Raw genomic sequence first — 19,041 nt, 5'->3', positions numbered from 1 at the left:
TGTGGACCGGTGGAGCCCCGGGACACTGGGCCGCGTCGTCGCGCTGCTGATCCTCGGCACGGTCGTCGCGTTCACCGGCGAAGGGTTTTTCCTCTGGCTCAGCACCCGGCCCCCCGCGGTCGACGTCCTCTTCGCGGTGCTGGCCGGGGCCGGTCTGCTGGCCGCGATCGGCCGGATCGTGTGGTCGGTGGTGCGCCGGTCGTCCACCCGGAGCGAGCACCTGATCGACGTGGCCATCGCCACCAGCCTGTCGTACGCGCTGCTGCTGGCCTTCGGACCCGCGTGGCTGGCGCTGCCCGCGCTGGTCGCCGGGGTCGCGGCGATCAGCTTCACCGGGGTCAAACGCTGGCTTTTCCCGCTGCTCGTGCTGATCAGCACGGCCGGGATCGCGTTCCTGCACGACGTGCCCCCGTTCGCGGTGGCGCAGACGCTGCTGCGCTCGGTCGTGACCGTCGTGGTGCTGGCCGGGATGGGCCTGCTGGTCGCCTACGCGGCCGAGGTCCACGCCAGCCGCGACGAACTGGCCAGGATGGCGGTGGTCGAGGAGCGGCTGCGGTTCGCCCGCGACCTGCACGACGTGCTCGGGCGGGGCCTGTCGGTGGTGCGGCTCAAGGCCGAACTCGGGGTGCGCCTGCTGGAGGCCGACAAGGACGCCGCGCGCGACCAGTTCGTGCAGATCGCCGAGCTCGCCGGCGGTTCGGTGTCCGAACTGCGCAAGGTGATCGCCGGCTACCGGCAGCCCAGCCTCGCCGAGGAACTGCGCGGCACGTCGTCGATCCTCAGCCTCGCCGGCGTCCGCGTCGTCGCCGATCCGGCGCCCGAGGACCTGCCCGCGCCCGCGGCCGAGGCGATCGGCGCGACCATCCGCGAGGGCGGCACCAACATCCTGCGCCACAGCGCCGCGGAGAACTGCCGCGTCGAGTTCGTGCGCGAACCGGCGGCGCTGACCGTCCGGATCTCCAACGACCGGCCGCACGCCGGGGGCGCCCGGGCGGGCCACGGTCTCACCGGCCTCGCCGAGCGGCTCGCCGCGGTGCACGGCACGCTCGACCACACCGAAAGCGGCGGCGAGTTCGTGCTCACCGCTCGCGTTCCCCTTGACCTGCCGAGGAAAAACTCATGACCCTGCGAATCGTGCTGGCCGAGGACCACGCCCTGCTCCGGGAATCCCTGCGCACGGTGTTCAGCCTCGCCGACGACATCGAGGTGGTCGAAGCCGTGGACAACGGAGCCGACGCCCTCGAAGCCATCCGGCGCGAACGTCCCGACGGCGCCATGGTCGACATCGACATGCCGCGCATGTCCGGCCTGGAGGTCGCCGAGGCGGTGCACGCGGAAGGCATCCCGTGCGCGCTTCTCGTCGTCACCAGCTACGGCAAACCCGGGTACCTGCACCGCGCCATGCGCGCGGGGGTGCGCGGGTTCGTCACGAAGAACATCTCGCCGGACGCGCTGATCGACGCCGTGCGCAAGGTGTGCGCGGGCGGACGGCACGTCGATCCCGAAATCGCCGCCGACGCGCTCGCGGTCGGCGAGACGCCGCTGACCGAGCGGGAGCTGGAAGTGCTCCGGCTCTCCGGAGCCGGGCTGCGTCCGGCCGAGATCGGCGCGCGGCTGTCGCTGGCCGAGGGCACCGTGCGCAACTACCTGTCGAGCACCCTGACGAAACTGCAGGTGGACAACCGCGTGGCGGCCTATCGCGTCGCGGAGGAGGCCGGGTGGCTGTGACGGACCTGATCGAGCTGTACCAGGATCTGCACCGCCATCCCGAACTCTCCGGCGCCGAGGAGCGCACCGCCGCCGTGCTCGCGCGAGAGCTGACCGCTCTCGGCTTCGACGTGCGCACCGGGATCGGGGGCCATGGCGTGGTCGCTGCCCTGGACAACGGCGAGGGACCGGCGGTCGCGCTTCGCTCCGAATTGGACGCTTTGCCGCTGGTCGAGCGCACAGATCTGCCTTACGCCGCAACCGGTTCAGCAATGCACGCGTGCGGGCACGACCTGCATCTCGCGGCCGTCATCGGGGCCGCCGCGGAGCTGGCCGGGGACCGGGCGAGCTGGCGGGGCAGGCTGCTCGTGCTCGGGCAGCCGGGCGAGGAGACTCTCGACGGCGCGCTGGCGATGGTGGCCGACGGCGTGCACGACCAGTTCGGGAAGCCGGACGCGGTGCTGGCCCAGCACGCCGTGCCGGGGCCGGTGGGGCGGATCGGGCACTCTCCCGGGCCGATCACCGCGCCCTGCGCCGAGCTGGCGATCACCGTGCACGGACGGGGCGGGCACGCCGCGGCGCCGCACCTCGCGGTGGACCCGGTGGTGCTGGCCGCGCATCTCGTGGTGCGGCTGCAATCGGTGGTGGCGCGGGAAACCAGCCCCGCCGAACCGGTGGTGGTCACGGTCGGCTCGATCCACGCGGGCGACGCGGCCAACGTGATCCCGGACCGGGTGCGGCTGGGGGTGAGCGTGCGTGCGGCGACCGACGGCGCGCTGAGCCGCGCACTGACCGCCGTGGAACGCGTGTGCCGCGCCGAGGCCGCCGCGTCCGGGGCGCCGGTGGAGCCGGAGATCGAGACGGTCCGCGCGGCTCCCGCGACGATCAACGACCGGCCGCTCACGCTCGCCGTGCGAGCCGCGCAACTGGCGGCCCTGGGCCAAGGCCTTGTCTCCTGGACGCCGCCGGTGGCCGCGGCCGAGGACGTCGGCCACCTGGCTGCTGGCGCGCCGCTTTGCTACTGGACGCTCGGCGTCGGCGACCGCGGAACCAACCACTCGCCGGACTTCGCCCCGTCGCCCGAGGCACTGCCGGCGGGCGTGCGGGCGTTGGTCCTCGCGGCGAAGGCGGGCTTCGCGGGCGGCCGCTGAGCCGCTCGCAGCCAGTACTCGCGGTCACCCCTCCGTAGGCAGCCATGCACCCTTAGCATGCCTTCCCTAAGAGAACCCTAAGTTAGCTGACAGTTAACTACTCCAGATGGGTGATATCGCCGCATTACCCATCTCGCAGACGCCGAGTTTGGTTTACGTTCGCGTTGTGCGAATCGCTCGATGCGAATAGCGCAAAACTGGGGAATCACAAAGCCTGGGGGCTTGCGTCATGACCGCTGCTATCGTTTCCGCTTTAGTTGTTGTGTCCGGTTTGTCCGGAGTATCCGCTACTGCGGCCGCCGTTCCCGCTCCGCCGAGGTGTGTGCCCAGCACACAGTACAAATCCATCGGATTCGAGCAGGCGGAATGGGAGTACCTCGGTACTCAGGGCGGCGAATACCGGTACCGCTACAGCTTTAACGGCTGGGTTCAGGGCACGGTCGCCTGCACTCCCTAGATGAATTCCCTTCACTTATATCGCGAGAGGAGGTGAATGGAATGCAGGAGAACACCAACGTCGTGGACGCGGTGGAGGAGCTGCAGGTCGAGGAGCTCGTCGAGACGACCGCGGCCGGCACCGCCTTCTCGATCGGCAGCGCGGGCTGCCCGTCGAGCGTCGGCACCGCCTCCAGCTTCGGCTGAGCCGGTTCCGCATCGGGAAAAACACTGGTCAGCACATCTGAGGAGATCACCATGAACGAGTTCGACACGCAGGTCGAGCAGGCGTTCGCCGAGGACGTCACGGTGGAGGAGCTGGGCGAGGTCGCCGGAGCCGGCACCACGAACACCGGCGGCACCATCAGCTCCACCACCTGCCCGGCGTGCATCGGCACCGCCTTCAGCTGGTCCTGAGAGGACAACGCACATGGACATGCAGGAGTCGCAGGACTTCACCGAGGAATTGACCGTCGAGGAGCTGTCCGACGCCACCGGCGCCGGCTGGTGCGTCGGGTCGGCCGGCACGTTCGGCTGCCCCTCCAGCGCGGGCTCCTACGGCACCGTCAGCTCGCACTGAGCCTCTGAACAGGGAGAACACCATGAACGAAGAGATCTTCGAGCCGACGACCGAGCTGACCATCGAGCAGCTGTCGGACGCGCAGGCGGGCAGCTTCTGCCTCGGCAGCGTGGGCACCGCGGGGTGCCCGAGCTCGGCGGGCACGGTCGGCACCGCGAGCTCGAGCTGACAATCCCCTACCACATCCGCGGCGAAACGAATTTCGAAGGGAGGTTGCCATGGAGAACGTTACCACGCAGGCCCCGCAGGTCGAGGAGCTCGTGATCGAGGAACTCACCGAGGCCGGAGCCAGCAATTGTTTCGGAACGGCGGGCAGCATCGGCTGCCCGGTGTGCTTCGGCACCTACGGCTGCGCCACCTGATCCAGGCGCATTAGCCGATATTTCACGCACACCCGTGGTCGCCGCCGAATTGTGAATCATTTTATTCAGCGGCGGCGACCACGCGGTGCGGACGAACACGTGCCGAGAAAGGAACTGGGGGATGGCAGAAATCGTCCAGCGGCTGTGGCGGCACTTCGCCCGTCAGGAGCCGTTCGGCAAAGACGCTCCGAGCTTCTTCGCGGAGCTCGCGGAACGCGCACCGGTGGTGCGGTTCGACGGGATGTGGGTCATTTCCGGCTATGACCTGGTGACCCGGCTCTGCACGCACCCCGGCTTCCCGATGGCGGCTCCGGTGTTCCAGGAGAACGTCCGCCGGGATAACCCACAGTTTGTTCGCTTCTTCAGCGGCACCATGTCGGTGCGCGCCGCGGAGGAGCACCAGCGGCTACGAAGCGTGCTCACCGGAGCGTTCTCCGGCCGCAGGCTGGCCGCGCTGCGCGGCCGGATCGACGAGGTGGTCGCCGAGTTGCTGGCCGAGCCTCTCCGGCGCGGGGAGGCCGAGTTCGTGGCCGACATCGCGACGCCGCTGCCCGCGCGCGTCACCGCCGTGCTGCTGGGCATCCCCGCCGCCGACCGCGACCTGGTCACCGCGCGGGCCACCGGCATGATGAACCAGCTGGCCGCCGGTTTCCTCGCCGAAACGCACCCCGAGGCCGGTCCGCCGATCACCGCCGCGGAGTTCGCCGAGCTGCGCGAGTACGTCGCCGGCCAGCTGGCCCGCCGCCGCGCGGAACCGGCCGAGGACCTGATCGGGCATCTGGCCCAGGCGCAGCAGGACGGCAAGCTCTCGGCCGACGAGGCCGTCGACATGGTGCTCCTGCTGTTCATGACCGGACTCGACACCGTGACCGCCGCGCTCGCCAACACGCTCGTCGTGTTGTCCGAACGCCCGGAGATCGCCGCCGCGCTCGCCGCCGACGAGCAGTGTGCCGACCGCGTGTTCGCCGAGGCGATCCGGCTGCGCACGCCGGTCGCGTTCGGTTCGCGCCAGGTCACGCACGACCTTTCCGTCGGCACGCTGGACTTCAAGGCGGGCGACACCGTCATCCTCGCTTTCGCCGCCGCCAACCTCGACCCGCGCAAGTTCGCCGACCCGCTGGAGTTCCGGTGGGACCGGCCGATCACCGGCAATGTCGCGTTCGGCCACGGCAGCTACTACTGCCTCGGCAGCGCGCTGGCCGCGATGACCGCGCAGTCGCTGCTTCAGGCGGTGCACCACCGGCTGCCGACCCCGAGCCGTCCGCTCGCGGAACTGCCCTGGCGGCAGTCGCTGGCCTTTCCGACCCCGCGCGTGCTGCCGGTGACCTTCGCCCCGGCGCTCGCGGAAAGCGGTGCGCGGTGAGCAGCCGCTTCCGCTCCCGCGCGGGTGCCGAGTTCCGCCAGGTCGAGGAATCCGACTGCGGCGCGGCCTGCCTCGGGATCCTGCTCGCCGGTTTCGGCAAGCACCTGACCTGGCCGGAGCTTTCCCAAGCGTGCGGCGGCGGCCGGGACGGCATCAGCGCCGCGACGCTCGCCCGGCGCGGGCAGCAGTTCGGGTTGACCGTGAGCGCCAAGCGCGTCCGGCTGTCCGGCGCCGAGGCCGACGTCGCCACCTTGCGCGGACTCGCCGCGCCCGGGGTGGTGTTCGTCGACAACCGGCACTTCGCGGTGCTGGAGCGAGTCGGCCGGCGGGGTCGCGTGCGGTTGCACGACCCGGCGGCGGGCAGGCTGACGCTGTCGCTGGCCGAGTTTCGCACGCGGTTTTCCGGGCTGTACCTGGGTTTCCGGCCCGGCACCGGGTTCACGCGCAGTGGTGCTCCGCAGCGAGTGCTGCCGCGCGCGATGCGCTGGCTGGGCGCGGGGCTGCCCGCGGTCGTCGGCGCGGTGACCGCGGGCGTGCTCACCGCCGCGCTGACGGTGACGGCCGCGTTAGTCGCCCGGTCGCTGGTCACCGCGACCGCCGGGCCGGGTGCGCAGTGGCTTCTGGCCGCCACCGCGATCGGTGTCGCGCTGGCGGGCTGGGCGCAGCAGCGCTTGCTTTCGGCAGCACTCCTGCGCACTTCGCTTACGCGGTCGAGCGAACTCGTCGGCCACCTGCTTCGTTTGCCGGGCAGCTACTTCCACCGCCGCTTCACCGGTGGCGTCGCGGCTCGAGTGCAGATCGCTGACACCATCGCGCAGCAGCTCACCACCGTGGTGCTCCCAGTCGCGGTGAACGCCGCCGCGGTGCTCGGACTGCTCGTCGTGCTGACCGTGCTCGCTCCCGCGGCCGCCGCGGTCCTGGTCGGCAGCACGCTGCTCACCGCCCTGTTCCTGCGCCTCGGCCGCCGCTCGGCCACCGAACGGCAGTCGACGCTCATGGTCGAGCAGTCGGCACGCGACGGGCTTTCGCTCAACGTGCTCTCCGCGATCGACACGGTGAAGGCTGAAGGCAGCGGTCAGCAGGCGTTCGCTCGCTGGTCGGCAGCACAACGCAAAGTACTTGCCGCACAACGAAAAGCCGCGCTGGGCGAGCACGGCTTCGGGCTCGGCGTCACGGCACTGCACGCGCTCGGATACGCCGTCTGCCTCGCGCTGACCGCGTTGGTCGCGCCCGGCGAAGTCATCACCGTGGCCGTGCTGGCCGGGGTGTGGCAGCTCCACGCGGGCGGGCTGGTCACCGGACTGCATCGCCTCGGCGGCCTGCGCAGCAGCTTCGCCGCGTACGACGACGTTGCGGGCGCCGAAACCGATCCGTCCGATGTGGACGCACCGGTCGCGGTGGGCCCGGGCCGCGTCACCGTCCGCGGCCTGCGCTACGGCTACGACACCAACGCCGAACCGCTGCTGGTCTCGCTGGACCTCGACGTGCCGCCCGGCGGCCGCATGACCTTGGTCGGCCCGAGCGGCTGCGGCAAGTCGACGCTGGCGAAACTGCTGGCCGGACTCGTGCGGCCGTGGTCGGGCGTGGCGCTCGTCGACGGCAAGCGCGCGGCGGACCTGCCGCCTTCGGTACGGCCTTCGCTGCTCGGATACGTGCCGCAGCGGCCCGCGTTCTTCGAAGGCACCGTGCGGGAAAACCTGGAGCTGGGCACGGCGCTGCCGGACGACGCGATCGCCGCGGCGCTCGCCGACGCCCAGCTCACCGAAACGATCGCGCTGCGCGGCGGCGTCGACGGGGCCACCGTGAGCCAGCAGGCCCGCAACTTCTCCGGCGGCGAGCGGCAACGGCTCGCGCTGGCCCGCGCGCTCGCCCGCAACCCGCGCGTGCTCGTGCTGGACGAAGCGACCAGCGCGGTCGAAACAGCTCTCGCCGGACGGATCGACGCGGCGCTGCGGGCCCGCGGCACCACGACGATCGTGGTGGCGCACCGGCTTTCCGAAGTCCGCGGCGACGACACCGTCGTGCTGCTGGACCGCGGGCAGGTGCGCGTCTACGGCACCCACGAAGACCTCGTCGCGCACGCCCGCGGGTATCGCGACTTCGCGGAGGTGGCCGGATGACCACGCTGCCGCCCGAAGGAATGACCGGACGCGGACTGCTGTCGTTCGCGCTGGCCGGCGAACGAGTCCGGCTGGCAGTCACGGCCGTGCTCGGCCTGCTGGCTACGGTGTTCGGATTCGTCGTGCCGTTGGCGGGCATGGTGCTGGCCATCGCGATCGCCGCGGCGAACCACGATGCCGTGCCGTACGCCGCGGGAGCGCTCGCCGGGCTGCTCGCCTTGCAGCTGCTGACCACCGCGGTGGTCGAACGCGGTCTGCTCACGCTCACCGACCGCGCCCAGGGCCGGCTCGAATCCGCGCTGTGGCACCGGTTGCTGAGCCTGCCCTCGGCGTTCTTCCGCCAGTACCCGCTGCGCCGGTTGATGGGCTTCGCCGGGGGCGTCGGCCAGCTGCGCGGACTTCTCGGCAGCGGGGGCCTGACCGCCGCGCTGCACGCGGTGTTCGCACTCGTCGCGGTCGCGTTGCTGGCCTTGCTCGACCCGTGGCTCGCGGTCGCCGCCACCGGGATGTTCGGGCTGGTGCTCGGCGCGATGCTGTGGCTTTCCGTGCGCCAGCAACGGCACGACACCGACGTGCTCGCCGCGGTCGACGACGTGCAGGCCGCGGTGTACCCGGCGATGCTCGGCATCGACGACGTGCGGGCGTTCGGCGCGCAGTCCTATGTGGTCAGTCGCTGGCGCGCGGCGTTCACCGCGCAAAAACGGTCGGACGACAAGGGTCTGCGGTACTCGGAGATCGCGAGCGCACTGGCCGTGGCGTGCTATCCGGCGCTGCTCGCGGTGCTGCTGCCGATGACCGCCGGGCTCGGGTTCACCGCGCAGTGGACCGTGGTCATGGTCGCCATGACGCTCAACCTCACCGCCGCGCGGCTGCAGGGCGCGCTGGTCGGCCTGTTCTCGATCGGCCCGGTGCACGCCCGGCTCGCGCCGGTGCTCACGACCCGGCCGGAGACGCCGCCGGACCCGCTGCCGCTCCCCCGGGCCCGCGGCGAGGTGGTGCTCGACGGCGTGAGCTTCCGCTATCCCGGCCAGACCCGCGACCTGCTGCAGGACATTTCGCTGCGCATCGAGCCGGGCGAATTCGTCGCGCTGGTCGGCGCGTCCGGCGCGGGCAAGTCGACCCTGCTGCGGCTGCTGCTCGGCCTCGACCGCGCCGACCGCGGCCGGGTGCTGGTGGACGGCGTGGACGTCCGCCGGTGCGACGTCGACGAACTGCGGACGCGGATCGGCTACGTCGCACAGGACGCGACGCTCATGCGCGGCACCCTCGCCGAGGTGATCTGCGGGGCGGCCGGCGAGACCGACCTGGACCTGGCCTGGCAGGCGGCGGAATCGGCGCAGCTCGCCGACGTCGTCCGCGCGCTGCCGATGGGCCTGCACACCCAGGTCACCGACGGCGAGAGCGGGCTGTCCGGCGGCCAGGTGCAGCGGCTGCTGCTGGCCCGCGCGCTGGCCAAACGCCCGTCCGTGCTGCTGCTCGACGAAGCGACCAGCGCGCTCGACGCCGCCGCGCAGGAACTGGTGCGGCGCGCGGTGGACGACTTGCGGCTGACCCGGGTGGTGGTGGCGCACCGGCTGTCCACCATCCGCTCGGCCGACCGGATCGCCGTGCTGGAACACGGCCGCATCGCCAGCCTCGGCACGTTCGCCGAGGTGGCCGGCCATTCGGAGGCTTTCGCCCGGCTGGTGGGCACCGCCCGCCGGCTCGACTGAGGGGAACAACCATGACGAAAAGCATCAACCGGGTCACGAGGTTCAACCGGTCGCTGCGGGTGCTGACGGTGCCCGGCGACGCGGTGTACCTCACGAGCGAGCGGACCACGCAGACGCGGCTGGCCGGCCCGCTGGTCGAACGGCTGGCTCCGCTGCTGACCGACGGCCAGCTGAGCCGCGACGACATCAAGGCCGCGCTCGCCGAGGCCGACCCCGCGCGCATCGACGTCGCGCTGGACCGGCTGGGCCGCAGCGGATACGTGGTCGAGGTCGACCCCGAGGTCGACCCGCGCGTCGGCGGCTACTGGGAAGCGTCCGGAGTGGACGGTGACGACGCGGTGCGCCGCCTCGCCGCGGCGAAGGTGCGCGTGCTGACCGCGGGCGACGTCGACGCCGCCGGGTTCACCGAGGCGCTGCGCGCGCTCGGCACCAGCGTGACCAGCGAGCCCGGCGGGTTCACCGTCGTGCTCACCGACGACTACCTGCGCCCGGAACTCGCCGAATGGGGCAAGGAGTTCCACGAGGCCGGGGTGCCGTGGCTTCCGGTGAAGCCGGTCGGCAGCATGATCTGGGTCGGCCCGGTTTTCGAACCCGAGGTCACCGGCTGCTACGAATGCCTGCGGGTGCGGCTGTCCAACAAGAACGTGCTCGCCTCCTACCTGCGCCAGCGCGGCGTGCTCGACAGCCCCGCGCTGGTCAACTCCGTGACCGGCACCCCGGTGACCCAGGAGCTGGCGCACCGGCTCGCCGCGCTGCACGTGGGCAAGTGGCTCACCGGCGCGTTCGCCGCGGGCCGGGCGGCGATGCCGCAGCCGCCGGGCGGGGTCGCCGCGGAATACGGCACGCCGTGGCAGGCCGAGGTCCTCACGCTCGACACGATCAGCCTCACCCAGGAGCACCACCCCTTCCAGCGGCGTCCGCAGTGCCCGCTGTGCGGGGAGCCAGACCTGCAGGCGCGCCGTCAGGAAACGCCCGTGCGGATCGAATCGCGTCCGCGGATGGCGAGCAGCGACGGCGGGTACCGCTCGCGTCCGCCGGAGCAGTTCGTCGCCCGGTACGAGCACCTGATCAGCCCGGTCACCGGCCCGATCAGCAACCTCGTGAAGGTGCCGCTGGAGGTCGAGGGCCTGCACACCTACACCGCGGGCCAGAACTTCGCGATCCCGATGGCCAACGCCAACGACCTGCGGGCGGGGCTGCGCAGCTGCAGCGCGGGCAAGGGAATGAGCGACGCGCAGGCCAAGGCGTCCGCGCTGGGCGAGGCCATCGAGCGCTACTCCGGCCTGTTCCACGGCGACGAAGCCCGCCGCACCGCGCGCTACGCCGATCTGGACCCGGCCGAGGTGATCCACCCCAACGCGGTGCACCTGTACAGCGAAGCGCAGTTCCGCGACCGGGCCGAGTGGAACGCGCGGCCGTCGCACTTCCACTGGGTCGCCGACGACCTCGACCCGAACGCCGAGGTCGAATGGTCGCCGGTGTGGTCGCTGACCGAACAGCGCACCAAGCTGTTCCCCACCTCCGGGCTCTACTTCGCTTACCACCACCCGAAAAACCGGTACCAGGCCGGAGCGAACTCCAACGGCTGCGCCGCGGGCACCAGCCTCGAGGACGCGGTGCTGCAGGGCTTCATGGAACTCGTCGAACGCGACACGGTCGCGATGTGGTGGTACCACCGGCTGCGCCGCCCGGCCATCGATCTGTCCACTTTCGACGTTCCGTACTTCGCCGAATGGCAGCAGCGCTACGACGATCTGGAGCGCGACACCTGGGTGCTGGACCTGACGAACGACCTCGGCATCCCTTCAGTGGCCGCGGTTTCGGTCCGCCGCGACAAGCCCGCGCAGGACATCCTGTTCGCCCTCGGCGCGCACTTCGACGTGGAGGTGGCGATCGGGCGGGCGCTGTCGGAGATGAACCAGTTCCTGCCCGCGGTGATCGGCATGAAAGCCGACGGTTCGGGGACCTACGCCTACAACGACCCCGACCAGCTGCACTGGTGGCGCACCGCGACCACCGAGAACCAGCCGTACGTGCTCCCGGCCGAAGGCCCGCGGCGCACCAAGGCCGACTTCGCCCGCTACGAAAGCACCGATGTCCGCGACGACGTGCTGCGCGCCGAGCGGATCGTCAGGGAGCACGGCATGGAAATGCTGGTGCTGGACCAGACCCGCGTCGACATCGGCCTGCCGGTGGTGCGGGTGTTGGTGCCGGGCATGCGGCACTTCTGGCCCCGGTTCGCGCCCGGCCGGCTGTTCGACGTGCCGCTGGAGCTGGGCTGGACCGACCGCAAGCCGTCCGAAGCCGACCTCAACCCGATTGCGATGTTCCTATGACCACGCTCGAACGCACCGCCGAAACCGTCGTCACCTTCCGCCGCGACATTTCCTTGCTGCACAAGGACGATCAGGTCCTGCTCGGGCTCGCCGACCGCGCGGGCTACCGGCTCAAGGGCGTCGGCGCGCCGATGCTCGAAGCGCTCGAGCAGGTCCGCGCCGGCCTGCACACCGAAGAGGAACTGGTCGCCGAGCATCCGAACTCGCCGGTCGCCTCCGTGCTGGCCAAGGTGGAACCGTTCCTCGCCACCGGTTTCCGGCTGCGCGGCGAGCGCGTGGCCGTGCTGGAACGCACCGGCGTGACGCCGTTGCGGCCCGAACTGCCCGAGATCGCCGGCGCGTGGTTGCGCCTCGGCAAGTTCAGCCTGCTGCGCCGTCGCGGCGGCGAGCTGGTGATCGAGTCGCCGATCGGGAAGTACCGCGCGGTGCTGCTCGACGCGACGCTCGCCGGAGCCGTGGCCGGGCTCGCCGTCGCGCGGCCAGTGTCCGAAGTGGACTCCGAATGGCATCCCGTGCTGGCCGCGCTGGCCGGGGCCGGCTTCCTCGACCTCGGAACCGACGGCGAGTTCCCGGCGGACCAGGACGACGTGCTGCGCCAGTGGGACGTGCACGACCTGTACTTCCACAGCCGCAGCCGGATCGGGCGCACCGACGAGGCGTTCGGCGGCCGGTTCCCTTACGTGGGGCAGATCGAGCCGCTGCCCGCGGTGAAGCCCGCTCCGGAAGGCCCGGCGATCGCCTTGTACCGCCCCGAATTCGCCGCCGTGCGCGCGGCCGATCCGGGCCTGCAGGAGACCATCGAGGCGCGCCAGTCCATCCGGACGTACGGCGAGCAGCCGATCACCGCGGAGCAGCTCGGCGAGTTCCTGTACCGCACCGCGCGGGTGCGCGGCACGTACGGTCCGCGGCCGGAGGCACGCATGCCGTACGAAGGTTCGAGCCGTCCGTACCCGTGCGGCGGCGCGGGTTACGAGCTCGAGCTGTACCTGACCGTGCGCCGGTGCGACGGGCTAGAGCCGGGCATCTACCACTACGACGCGGGCGAGCACGTGCTGCGGCTGGTCAACTCCGACGAGGCCGCGCGAGAGGAACTGCTGTCCGTCGCGACGCTGTCGACCGGCGGGCAGGCCGTGCCGGACGTGCTGGTGACTATGACGTCGCGCTTCCAGCGGCTCTCGTGGAAGTACCAGTCGATCGCCTACGCCGTGACGCTCAAGCACGCCGGCGCGCTGTACCAGACGATGTACCTGGTGGCGACCGCCATGGGCCTGGCCGGATGCGGGCTGGGCAGCGGGGACGCCGACGCGTCGGCCCGCGCGTTCAAGCTCGACTACCTGCGGGAGTCGTCGGTCGGCGAGTTCATTCTCGGCAGCGCCCCGGCCGAACTCCCGGCGCCGGTGAGCGGGGACGGCGCGCTCGACTGGCGCGCGGGCAACGACCCGGGCTGGCAGGCCGAGGCCCTGGCCGCGCGGCGGCGGTGACGACCGTGGCCGAACTGCTCGTCTCCCGGATCTGCGGGCTGCCCGCCGCGGTGCTCGACGGCCTGCGGGCCCCGGAGACCCTCGCCCTGCTGGAAGAAGCCGAGGCCGCCGCGGCACGCAAAAACGCGCTGCGCGAACCGGTTTGCGATCTGCTGCACGCCGTCATCGGCCGCGACGAACTGTCGCGCGCCCAGCGGCGCGCGCTGATCCGGCTGCGCCGAGGCGTGTTCAACGACCGCACCGACGAGGCCGGGCTCCGGCTCTCGCGCGAGGTGCTGGCACCGGCGGACGCGGAGCGGCTCGGCGAGTGGCATCAGGCGCTGGTGCGGGAACGCGAGCTGTTGGAAAAGGCGGCTCGCGCACTGACCGGCGAGCTGGCGGCGGCGCAGCACGCGGTGTCGGCCGCGTTGCGCCAGCCGGACGTGCTCGCCGGGCTGGCGCTGGCCAGCCCGGAGTTCGTCACGGCCTTCACCGACCGGCCGGAGCTGGGCAAACCGAGCGGCAGGCTGAGCCGCAGCGCGGTGTCGTATCTGGTGCGGACCACGCTGAAGCCCAGCCCGTTCGGCACGTTGACCACGGTCGGCGTCGGCGACTTCGCCGGGGCTGTCGAGCCCGGACCGGAGCGCAGGCTGGTGAGTTCCTCGCGCGTCGCCGCGCGGCTCGCCTACGCGGCACTCGCCAGCGACCCGGTCGTGCTGCCCAATGTGGACACCAGGTTGGCCGGTGACGAGTGGCTCGCCGCGTTGCCGATCCACCTCAAGCGCGGTGGCGTGTACTTCCGCGAGGACGAGGTCACGGCATTGCCCGGCCCGGTGCCGTTCGACGCTCGCCCCCGTCGCCTGCGAGAACTGGCCGCCTTGCTGGGATGCTCGACCGACGAGCTGCACCGGCTTGTGGACCAAGGCCTCCTGCTGCTGGTTCCGCCGTGGCAACTGACCGAACCGCGGCACTTCACGGCGTGGGGCGAGCCCGCACTGGCCGAAGCCGAAAAAGTCGTTGCTGGCAACGGAAACGGACGTGAGCGCGCCGACGCCGTACTGGCCCTGCGCTCGCGCCTGCGCGCGACGATGGCCGAGCACGATCCGGCCCGGGCGGGATGGCTGGACGGCCTCGGCCTGGTCCACGAAACCGTCGCGCACGGCCCGGAGCCGGAAACCGCCCCGCCCGCCTGGGTTCCCGGAGAACTGGACCGGCTCGAAGGCGTGCTGCGTTCGATGGTGCGCCCGCGGGCGGGCTACTTCGATCTGGTCCGGTTTTTCGTGCACCACTACCGCGACGGCAGCGCCGACCTCGCCGAGTTCGCGTTCCGCGCGGTGCGGGAGCTGGACCCGATGTGGTGGCTCTCGCGGTGCGCGGTGCCCGACCCGCAGCTGCGCGAGGTGTCCGGGGCGAGCGTCGGACGACCCGTGCACTCGGTGTTCTGGCAGGTCGCGGGCGACTCACTGGTGCTCAACCAGGTCCATCCCGGTTACCTCGGCGCGATCGCGCGCTGGGCCAGCGTGCCAGGTCTGTCCGACCAGGTCGAAACGGCGATGACCGCCTTGCACGAACGGCGTTTTCCCGACGCGGTGGTCTACCAGCTGACCGCGCACGCCGACTGGACGGACACGCAACGCCCCGCCGTACGCGCCACGCCGTGCCTCGCCTGGGGAGCCGAACGCGCCTACGGCGGCGTGCCGATCGACGGTTTCCGCGTACGCCACGACCCGGCCACCGGCACGCTCGAAGTCCTCGACCCGGCCGGACGCCCCGCGGCGTTGAGCTACCTCGGTGCGGTGCCCGCACACCTGCTGCGGGGCATACCCCGCGTGCTGCAACTGCTTTCGGACCCATGGCTGTCGCTCGGCTCCTGGACCCCGACGCCCGGCCCCGGCTTCCGCGACCGCATGACGGACGGACGGCTCGTACTACGGCGCGCCCGCTGGACGCTGCCCGCGTCGGCGCTCCCGCCGCTCGGAAACGGGCCCGACCTCGACTTCCTCCGCGCCGGCCGGATGTTCCGTGCCGAGCACGGGTTGCCCGAGCAGCTGTTCGTCCGCGGACTAGCCGCGGGCGGGACACCGTTGGGCAAACCGCAATGGCTCAGCTTCGACCGCCCGCTCGCGGCGTGGACGGCGCTGAAAGGCCTGGCCGGTGCGGAGGAACTCGAATTCACCGAAGCACTGCCCGCCGCGGGTGCGGCCCCCGGGCGCGTCACGGAATTCCTCACGGTGGTGACCCATGATTGACGCGGTGCTGCACCCAAAGTGGCGCTATTGGCGGGTTTACGTACCCGATCTCCAATCCGTTCCAACCCTCTTGCGCGAGGTCGTGCACCCCGTCGTCACCTCGCACCGCGAAGGGTTGCGACGGTGGTTTTTCCTGCAGTACATGGACATGTCGGGCCTGCAACTGCGCGTCCGGTTCAACCCGCGCCCCGAAGCCGCGGCAGACGTCGAAGCAGACCTCGACCGCCGCTTCGCCGAACACGGCGCGGAAGTCGTGAAACGCTGGTACGAACCGGAATTGGCAAAGTTCCGCGGCCCGGACGGCGTGGAATTCGCCGAACGCGTCGCCCACCTCGGCAGCGACACCGCACTGGACCTGCTGCCCGCCCGCACCCCAGCGCGCCGCATCGCCTTGGCCGCAGCCCACACAGCAGTCCTCGCCGCAGGATTGCCCGCCACGCAGCAAGTCAGTTTCCTGCACCAATACGCGTGGTACTGGTCAGGCCGCGGTGCCCGAACCGTCGCGTGGCGCCCCGCCGCCGCGACCGCACACCCCGACGATCCGGCCGCCGTACGCCAAGCGAACCGCCTAGCCGAAACCGTGGCACGAGAACTAGAAACCGATTCCGTCGGAGGCCCGCTACGCCGCTACAGCGCCCGCTTCTGGGCGGAGTACCAGGATTCGGCCCGCCGCGTTTCGCCCTACCGAGCCGCTTTCCAGCACGTACACCTCATGAACAACCGCCTAGGCGCAGTCCCCGGAGAGGAGGCCCAAATCGCCCGGTTGTTGTGGATAGGGCGAGTGCGTAGCATGAATTAGAAGGTAATTAGCCAACCGACTCGACAATCAGAAATCACCACACCAAGGAGACGATCATGGACTCAGGCTCCAGCGGCGCAGCAAGCGGCATCGGCGACCCGGACGACAACCACCCGAACCCAGTCGGAGACGCGGTAGTGGACGGCGTGCGCACAGTACTCGGCAAGCTCGGCCCAGCAGGCAAGAAGGCAGCCGAACATCTCCCGAAGAAAAAAGACAAGTAACCCCGCCAAACACGGAATCGTATTAGCGATTCCACGCCAGGAAATCCCGCCCGCAAGAAAAAATGAGAGACGACCGCTCGCCCCCGGTTCGACAGCCCGCCGACGCCAGCAGCGAGCTTTTCGTCTCCACCTACAAGTGGGGGCCTCCTCGTCCATCCCGGCGACCTGGCTTCAGCCCGATCAAGCCTGTCAAGGGGGCACCTCTGCACCACCGGCGAGCGAACCGCGAAACTGCCCCCTTGACAGGCTTGATAGCCCTCCGGGAGGTCGCCGGGATGGACGCGAGGCACCCACGAACGCAACCGATACGCCCGCCCGACCATCCTGGTGGCCTGCCCGTCCGGCGAGGACATCTCTTTTTGTCAGCGAGCCCGCTTCTTCCAGCGCGCCCGCCCACAACTCCCGGCAATAAACCGGCAACCGCCTGACCACACCGCAGACCCAAGACAAGGCCCCAGACAGCAAGAAACCCGCCGTCACCAGCGGGTTTCTTGCTTTACTGTCTCGACCAGACAGTGCGCCCGAAGGGATTCGAACCCCTGACCTTCTGATCCGTAGTCAGAATGCTCTATCCACAAATGAGCTACGGGCGCATGTTCAGTTGTTAACCTAGCACCTGCCGAAACAGGCACCAGCGGAGGCTCCGGGATTTGAACCCGGGAGGGGGGGTTACCCCCAACCGCATTAGCAGTGCGGCGCCATAGACCAGACTAGGCGAAGCCTCCTGGGTCCTAACGACCACTGCTCAGATAGGTTACACACCCCTCCAGCCCCTCCGGAAGGCACCCCCCTCAACGCTGCAGCAGCCGCCGCAACCAGGGAGAACGGCCGCCGAGGCCCTCGGCTTCGAAGGTCGCGATGCCGACCCTCGGGAGGGACCCGACGCCCGGGTAGACGAGGTACCGCGGGACCCACCGGGGCTGGAACTTGGCGTTGAACCGATAGAGGCTTTCGATCTGGATCCAGCGCGAGAAGAAGTGCAGGACCTTCGCCGAGAGCCGCGCGACCGGGCCCGCTCCGATGCGCTGGCCCTGTTCCATCAGGGCGCGGAACGCGGCGAAGTTCAGCGACACGTGGTCGATGCCGTTCTCGCGGGAGAACAGCAGCAGCTCCGAGATCATCAGCTCGTTCACGCCGTTGTCGGCGGTGCGGTCCCGCCGCATCACGTCCAGCGACAGGCCTCGGTCGCCCCACGGCACGAACTGCAGCACGCCTCGGACGCTGCCGCCCTGTTCCGCGGTGACGATCACCGAACCGGGGTCGCCCATGCGGCCCAGCGCCATCGAGAAGCCGCGTTCGGTCTCCGTGCCGCGCCAGGCGGCGGCCAGGTGCACCAGCTCGGACAACTCGCCGGGACGCAGGTCCTCCGCCCGCCGCACCAGGACCTTGTAGCCGGCCCGCTTCGTCCGCGACGAGGCCTGCCGCACGCCACGCATCACTCGGCCTTCCAGCGTGAACGTCTCGGTGTCGACGACCGCCTCGTCACCGATCTCCAGCACCTCCAGGCCGAACCTGGCCCACACCGTCGCGCCCAGCTCGGACGCGCCCATCGCGGCGGGCACCCAGGCGTTGCGCTGGCAGATGTCCAGGTACTCCTCGATCGCGCCGGGCCAGGCCTCGTGGTCGCCGAGCGGGTCGGCGGACGTCAGCGCGACGCCGGCGATCACGCGGAACGTCACGGCCGCCTTGCCGGTCTTGGAGAACACCGCGAACTTGTCGCGGCGCAGCGCGAAGTAGCCCAGCGAATCCCGGTCGCCGTGCTGCTTGAGCAACTCGTGCAGTCGCGCGAGTTCGTCGTCGGACAGCTCCGGTGCGGGTTCGGCCGAGCGCAGCAGGAAGTACGCCGCCACGAGCACGCCGGTGATGCTGAAGACCAGCCCGATCGACGCGGACAGGTCCTCGAACCACATCTCGTGGAACACCGCGGGCCCGCTGACGCCGGTGAGCGCGAGCGCGGACTGGGAGATCCGGTCGGCGAAGCTCAGCGGGTCGAGCATCCGGGCGGGCGCGACCGACAGCAGCGCGAAGTTGAGCACGAACCCGGCCAGCACCAGCTGCAGCAGCACCCGCAGCGCACGCCAGCGGCCGACCGTCGGGTCCGGGCGGGCGATGAAGTAGCGCCGCGTGCCGAGGAGCCCGGCGAGCAGCACCACCGACACCACGCCCGCGCCGAAAACGTGCCGCAACCCGAGGTGTGACAACGCCAACAGCGCGGCGAAGGCGACCGCCAGCTGCCAAGCGCGGCGCTTGCGGCGGCGGAGCCCGGCGGCGAGCATGATCAACAGCACACCGGTGACCAGCGCCACAGCGGCCGCCGCGGTGGTCGCCTCGCTCGGCAGCTCCAGCCATTTCGCCACGTGCCCGCGCACGTCGCGGCCCATCGGCACGACCGTGGACACGATCGCCAGCAGCCCGGCCAGCCTGGTCACCCACGTGATCGCGACGACCGACGTGACGCCGGCCGCCTGCCAAGTGTGCTGCGCGCGTGTCCCCGTCACCACGCGTGCAACACGCACGGCCCTGCCATGCTTCCCCCCGCTTGC

General features: G+C 70.9%; 18 protein-coding genes and 2 tRNA genes. 17 read left to right on the top strand and 3 right to left on the bottom strand.

The features are described 5' to 3' along the window. The first annotated feature begins 1 nt into the window (after window position 1). The 17 genes from SSMG_RS42780 to SSMG_RS45770 all read left to right on the top strand — a co-directional run bounded on the left by SSMG_RS42780 (window position 2) and on the right by SSMG_RS45770 (window position 16,498). A complete protein-coding gene (locus SSMG_RS42780; RefSeq protein WP_009085986.1) occupies window positions 2–1,123 on the top strand; it encodes a sensor histidine kinase in 1,122 nt (373 codons plus the stop codon). Then, window positions 1,120–1,728, top strand: a complete 609-nt coding sequence (locus SSMG_RS40215) for a response regulator transcription factor (protein WP_009085984.1) — start codon at window positions 1,120–1,122, stop codon at window positions 1,726–1,728. Before SSMG_RS42780 ends, SSMG_RS40215 begins: the two co-directional genes overlap by 4 nt. Next, complete coding sequence (locus SSMG_RS40210) at window positions 1,719–2,858, top strand: amidohydrolase (protein WP_009085982.1); 1,140 nt, start codon at window positions 1,719–1,721, stop codon at window positions 2,856–2,858. The genes SSMG_RS40215 and SSMG_RS40210 overlap by 10 nt, the downstream gene beginning before the upstream one ends. Before the next feature lie 322 nt (window positions 2,859–3,180). Then, the gene (locus SSMG_RS47480) at window positions 3,181–3,315 is read left to right on the top strand and encodes a hypothetical protein (protein WP_255409799.1); all 135 of its coding nucleotides are present in this window, start codon (window positions 3,181–3,183) and stop codon (window positions 3,313–3,315) included. Window positions 3,316–3,356: 41 nt separating this feature from the next. Continuing rightward, complete coding sequence (locus SSMG_RS45090; RefSeq protein ID WP_106430336.1) at window positions 3,357–3,500, top strand: thiocillin family RiPP; 144 nt, start codon at window positions 3,357–3,359, stop codon at window positions 3,498–3,500. Between the two features lie 51 nt (window positions 3,501–3,551). Continuing rightward, a complete protein-coding gene (locus SSMG_RS45785) occupies window positions 3,552–3,710 on the top strand; it encodes a RiPP peptide (protein WP_009085978.1) in 159 nt (52 codons plus the stop codon). Between the two features lie 13 nt (window positions 3,711–3,723). Further along, the gene (locus SSMG_RS45085; protein WP_009085976.1) at window positions 3,724–3,873 is read left to right on the top strand and encodes a thiocillin family RiPP; all 150 of its coding nucleotides are present in this window, start codon (window positions 3,724–3,726) and stop codon (window positions 3,871–3,873) included. Between the two features lie 22 nt (window positions 3,874–3,895). Further along, on the top strand, window positions 3,896–4,042 hold the full coding sequence (locus SSMG_RS45780; protein WP_107487940.1) for a thiocillin family RiPP: 147 nt from the start codon (window positions 3,896–3,898) through the stop codon (window positions 4,040–4,042). 49 nt (window positions 4,043–4,091) lie between these two features. Further along, entirely contained in the window at window positions 4,092–4,235 is a 144-nt protein-coding gene (locus SSMG_RS45775; protein ID WP_158688140.1) for a hypothetical protein, read from the top strand. Between the two features lie 121 nt (window positions 4,236–4,356). Continuing rightward, complete coding sequence (locus SSMG_RS40205) at window positions 4,357–5,598, top strand: cytochrome P450 (RefSeq protein WP_050788530.1); 1,242 nt, start codon at window positions 4,357–4,359, stop codon at window positions 5,596–5,598. After that, window positions 5,595–7,718 carry an ATP-binding cassette domain-containing protein gene (locus tag SSMG_RS40200; RefSeq protein WP_037719028.1) on the top strand — a complete coding sequence of 708 codons (2,124 nt, stop codon included), beginning with the start codon at window positions 5,595–5,597 and terminating at the stop codon, window positions 7,716–7,718. Before SSMG_RS40205 ends, SSMG_RS40200 begins: the two co-directional genes overlap by 4 nt. Continuing rightward, window positions 7,715–9,430, top strand: a complete 1,716-nt coding sequence (locus SSMG_RS40195) for an ATP-binding cassette domain-containing protein (RefSeq protein ID WP_009085971.1) — start codon at window positions 7,715–7,717, stop codon at window positions 9,428–9,430. The genes SSMG_RS40200 and SSMG_RS40195 overlap by 4 nt, the downstream gene beginning before the upstream one ends. 11 nt (window positions 9,431–9,441) lie before the next feature. Further along, a complete protein-coding gene (locus SSMG_RS40190; protein ID WP_078561236.1) occupies window positions 9,442–11,766 on the top strand; it encodes a TOMM precursor leader peptide-binding protein in 2,325 nt (774 codons plus the stop codon). Then, the gene (locus SSMG_RS40185) at window positions 11,763–13,247 is read left to right on the top strand and encodes a SagB family peptide dehydrogenase (protein WP_009085967.1); all 1,485 of its coding nucleotides are present in this window, start codon (window positions 11,763–11,765) and stop codon (window positions 13,245–13,247) included. The genes SSMG_RS40190 and SSMG_RS40185 overlap by 4 nt, the downstream gene beginning before the upstream one ends. 5 nt (window positions 13,248–13,252) lie before the next feature. Continuing rightward, complete coding sequence (locus SSMG_RS40180; RefSeq protein WP_158688139.1) at window positions 13,253–15,475, top strand: lantibiotic dehydratase; 2,223 nt, start codon at window positions 13,253–13,255, stop codon at window positions 15,473–15,475. Continuing rightward, entirely contained in the window at window positions 15,468–16,274 is an 807-nt protein-coding gene (locus tag SSMG_RS40175) for a thiopeptide-type bacteriocin biosynthesis protein (protein WP_009085964.1), read from the top strand. The genes SSMG_RS40180 and SSMG_RS40175 overlap by 8 nt, the downstream gene beginning before the upstream one ends. A gap of 56 nt (window positions 16,275–16,330) precedes the next feature. Next, entirely contained in the window at window positions 16,331–16,498 is a 168-nt protein-coding gene (locus SSMG_RS45770) for a hypothetical protein (protein ID WP_158688138.1), read from the top strand. A gap of 516 nt (window positions 16,499–17,014) precedes the next feature. Here SSMG_RS45770 and SSMG_RS40170 read toward each other — a convergent pair. From SSMG_RS40170 to SSMG_RS40160, 3 genes are all read right to left on the bottom strand, one after another. Further along, window positions 17,015–17,091 (bottom strand) — tRNA-Arg (locus SSMG_RS40170). Between the two features lie 42 nt (window positions 17,092–17,133). Beyond that, window positions 17,134–17,223 (bottom strand) — tRNA-Ser (locus SSMG_RS40165). A gap of 66 nt (window positions 17,224–17,289) precedes the next feature. Next, complete coding sequence (locus SSMG_RS40160) at window positions 17,290–19,014, bottom strand: phosphatidylglycerol lysyltransferase domain-containing protein (RefSeq protein WP_009085962.1); 1,725 nt, start codon at window positions 19,012–19,014, stop codon at window positions 17,290–17,292. Between the last annotated feature and the right edge of the window lie 27 nt (window positions 19,015–19,041).

Source organism: Streptomyces sp. AA4, from assembly GCF_000158875.1.
Taxonomy (GTDB): Bacteria; Actinomycetota; Actinomycetes; order Mycobacteriales; family Pseudonocardiaceae; genus Amycolatopsis.
Note: the sequence above shows the minus strand (reverse complement) of the source record. Positions and strands in the feature narration are given on the sequence as shown.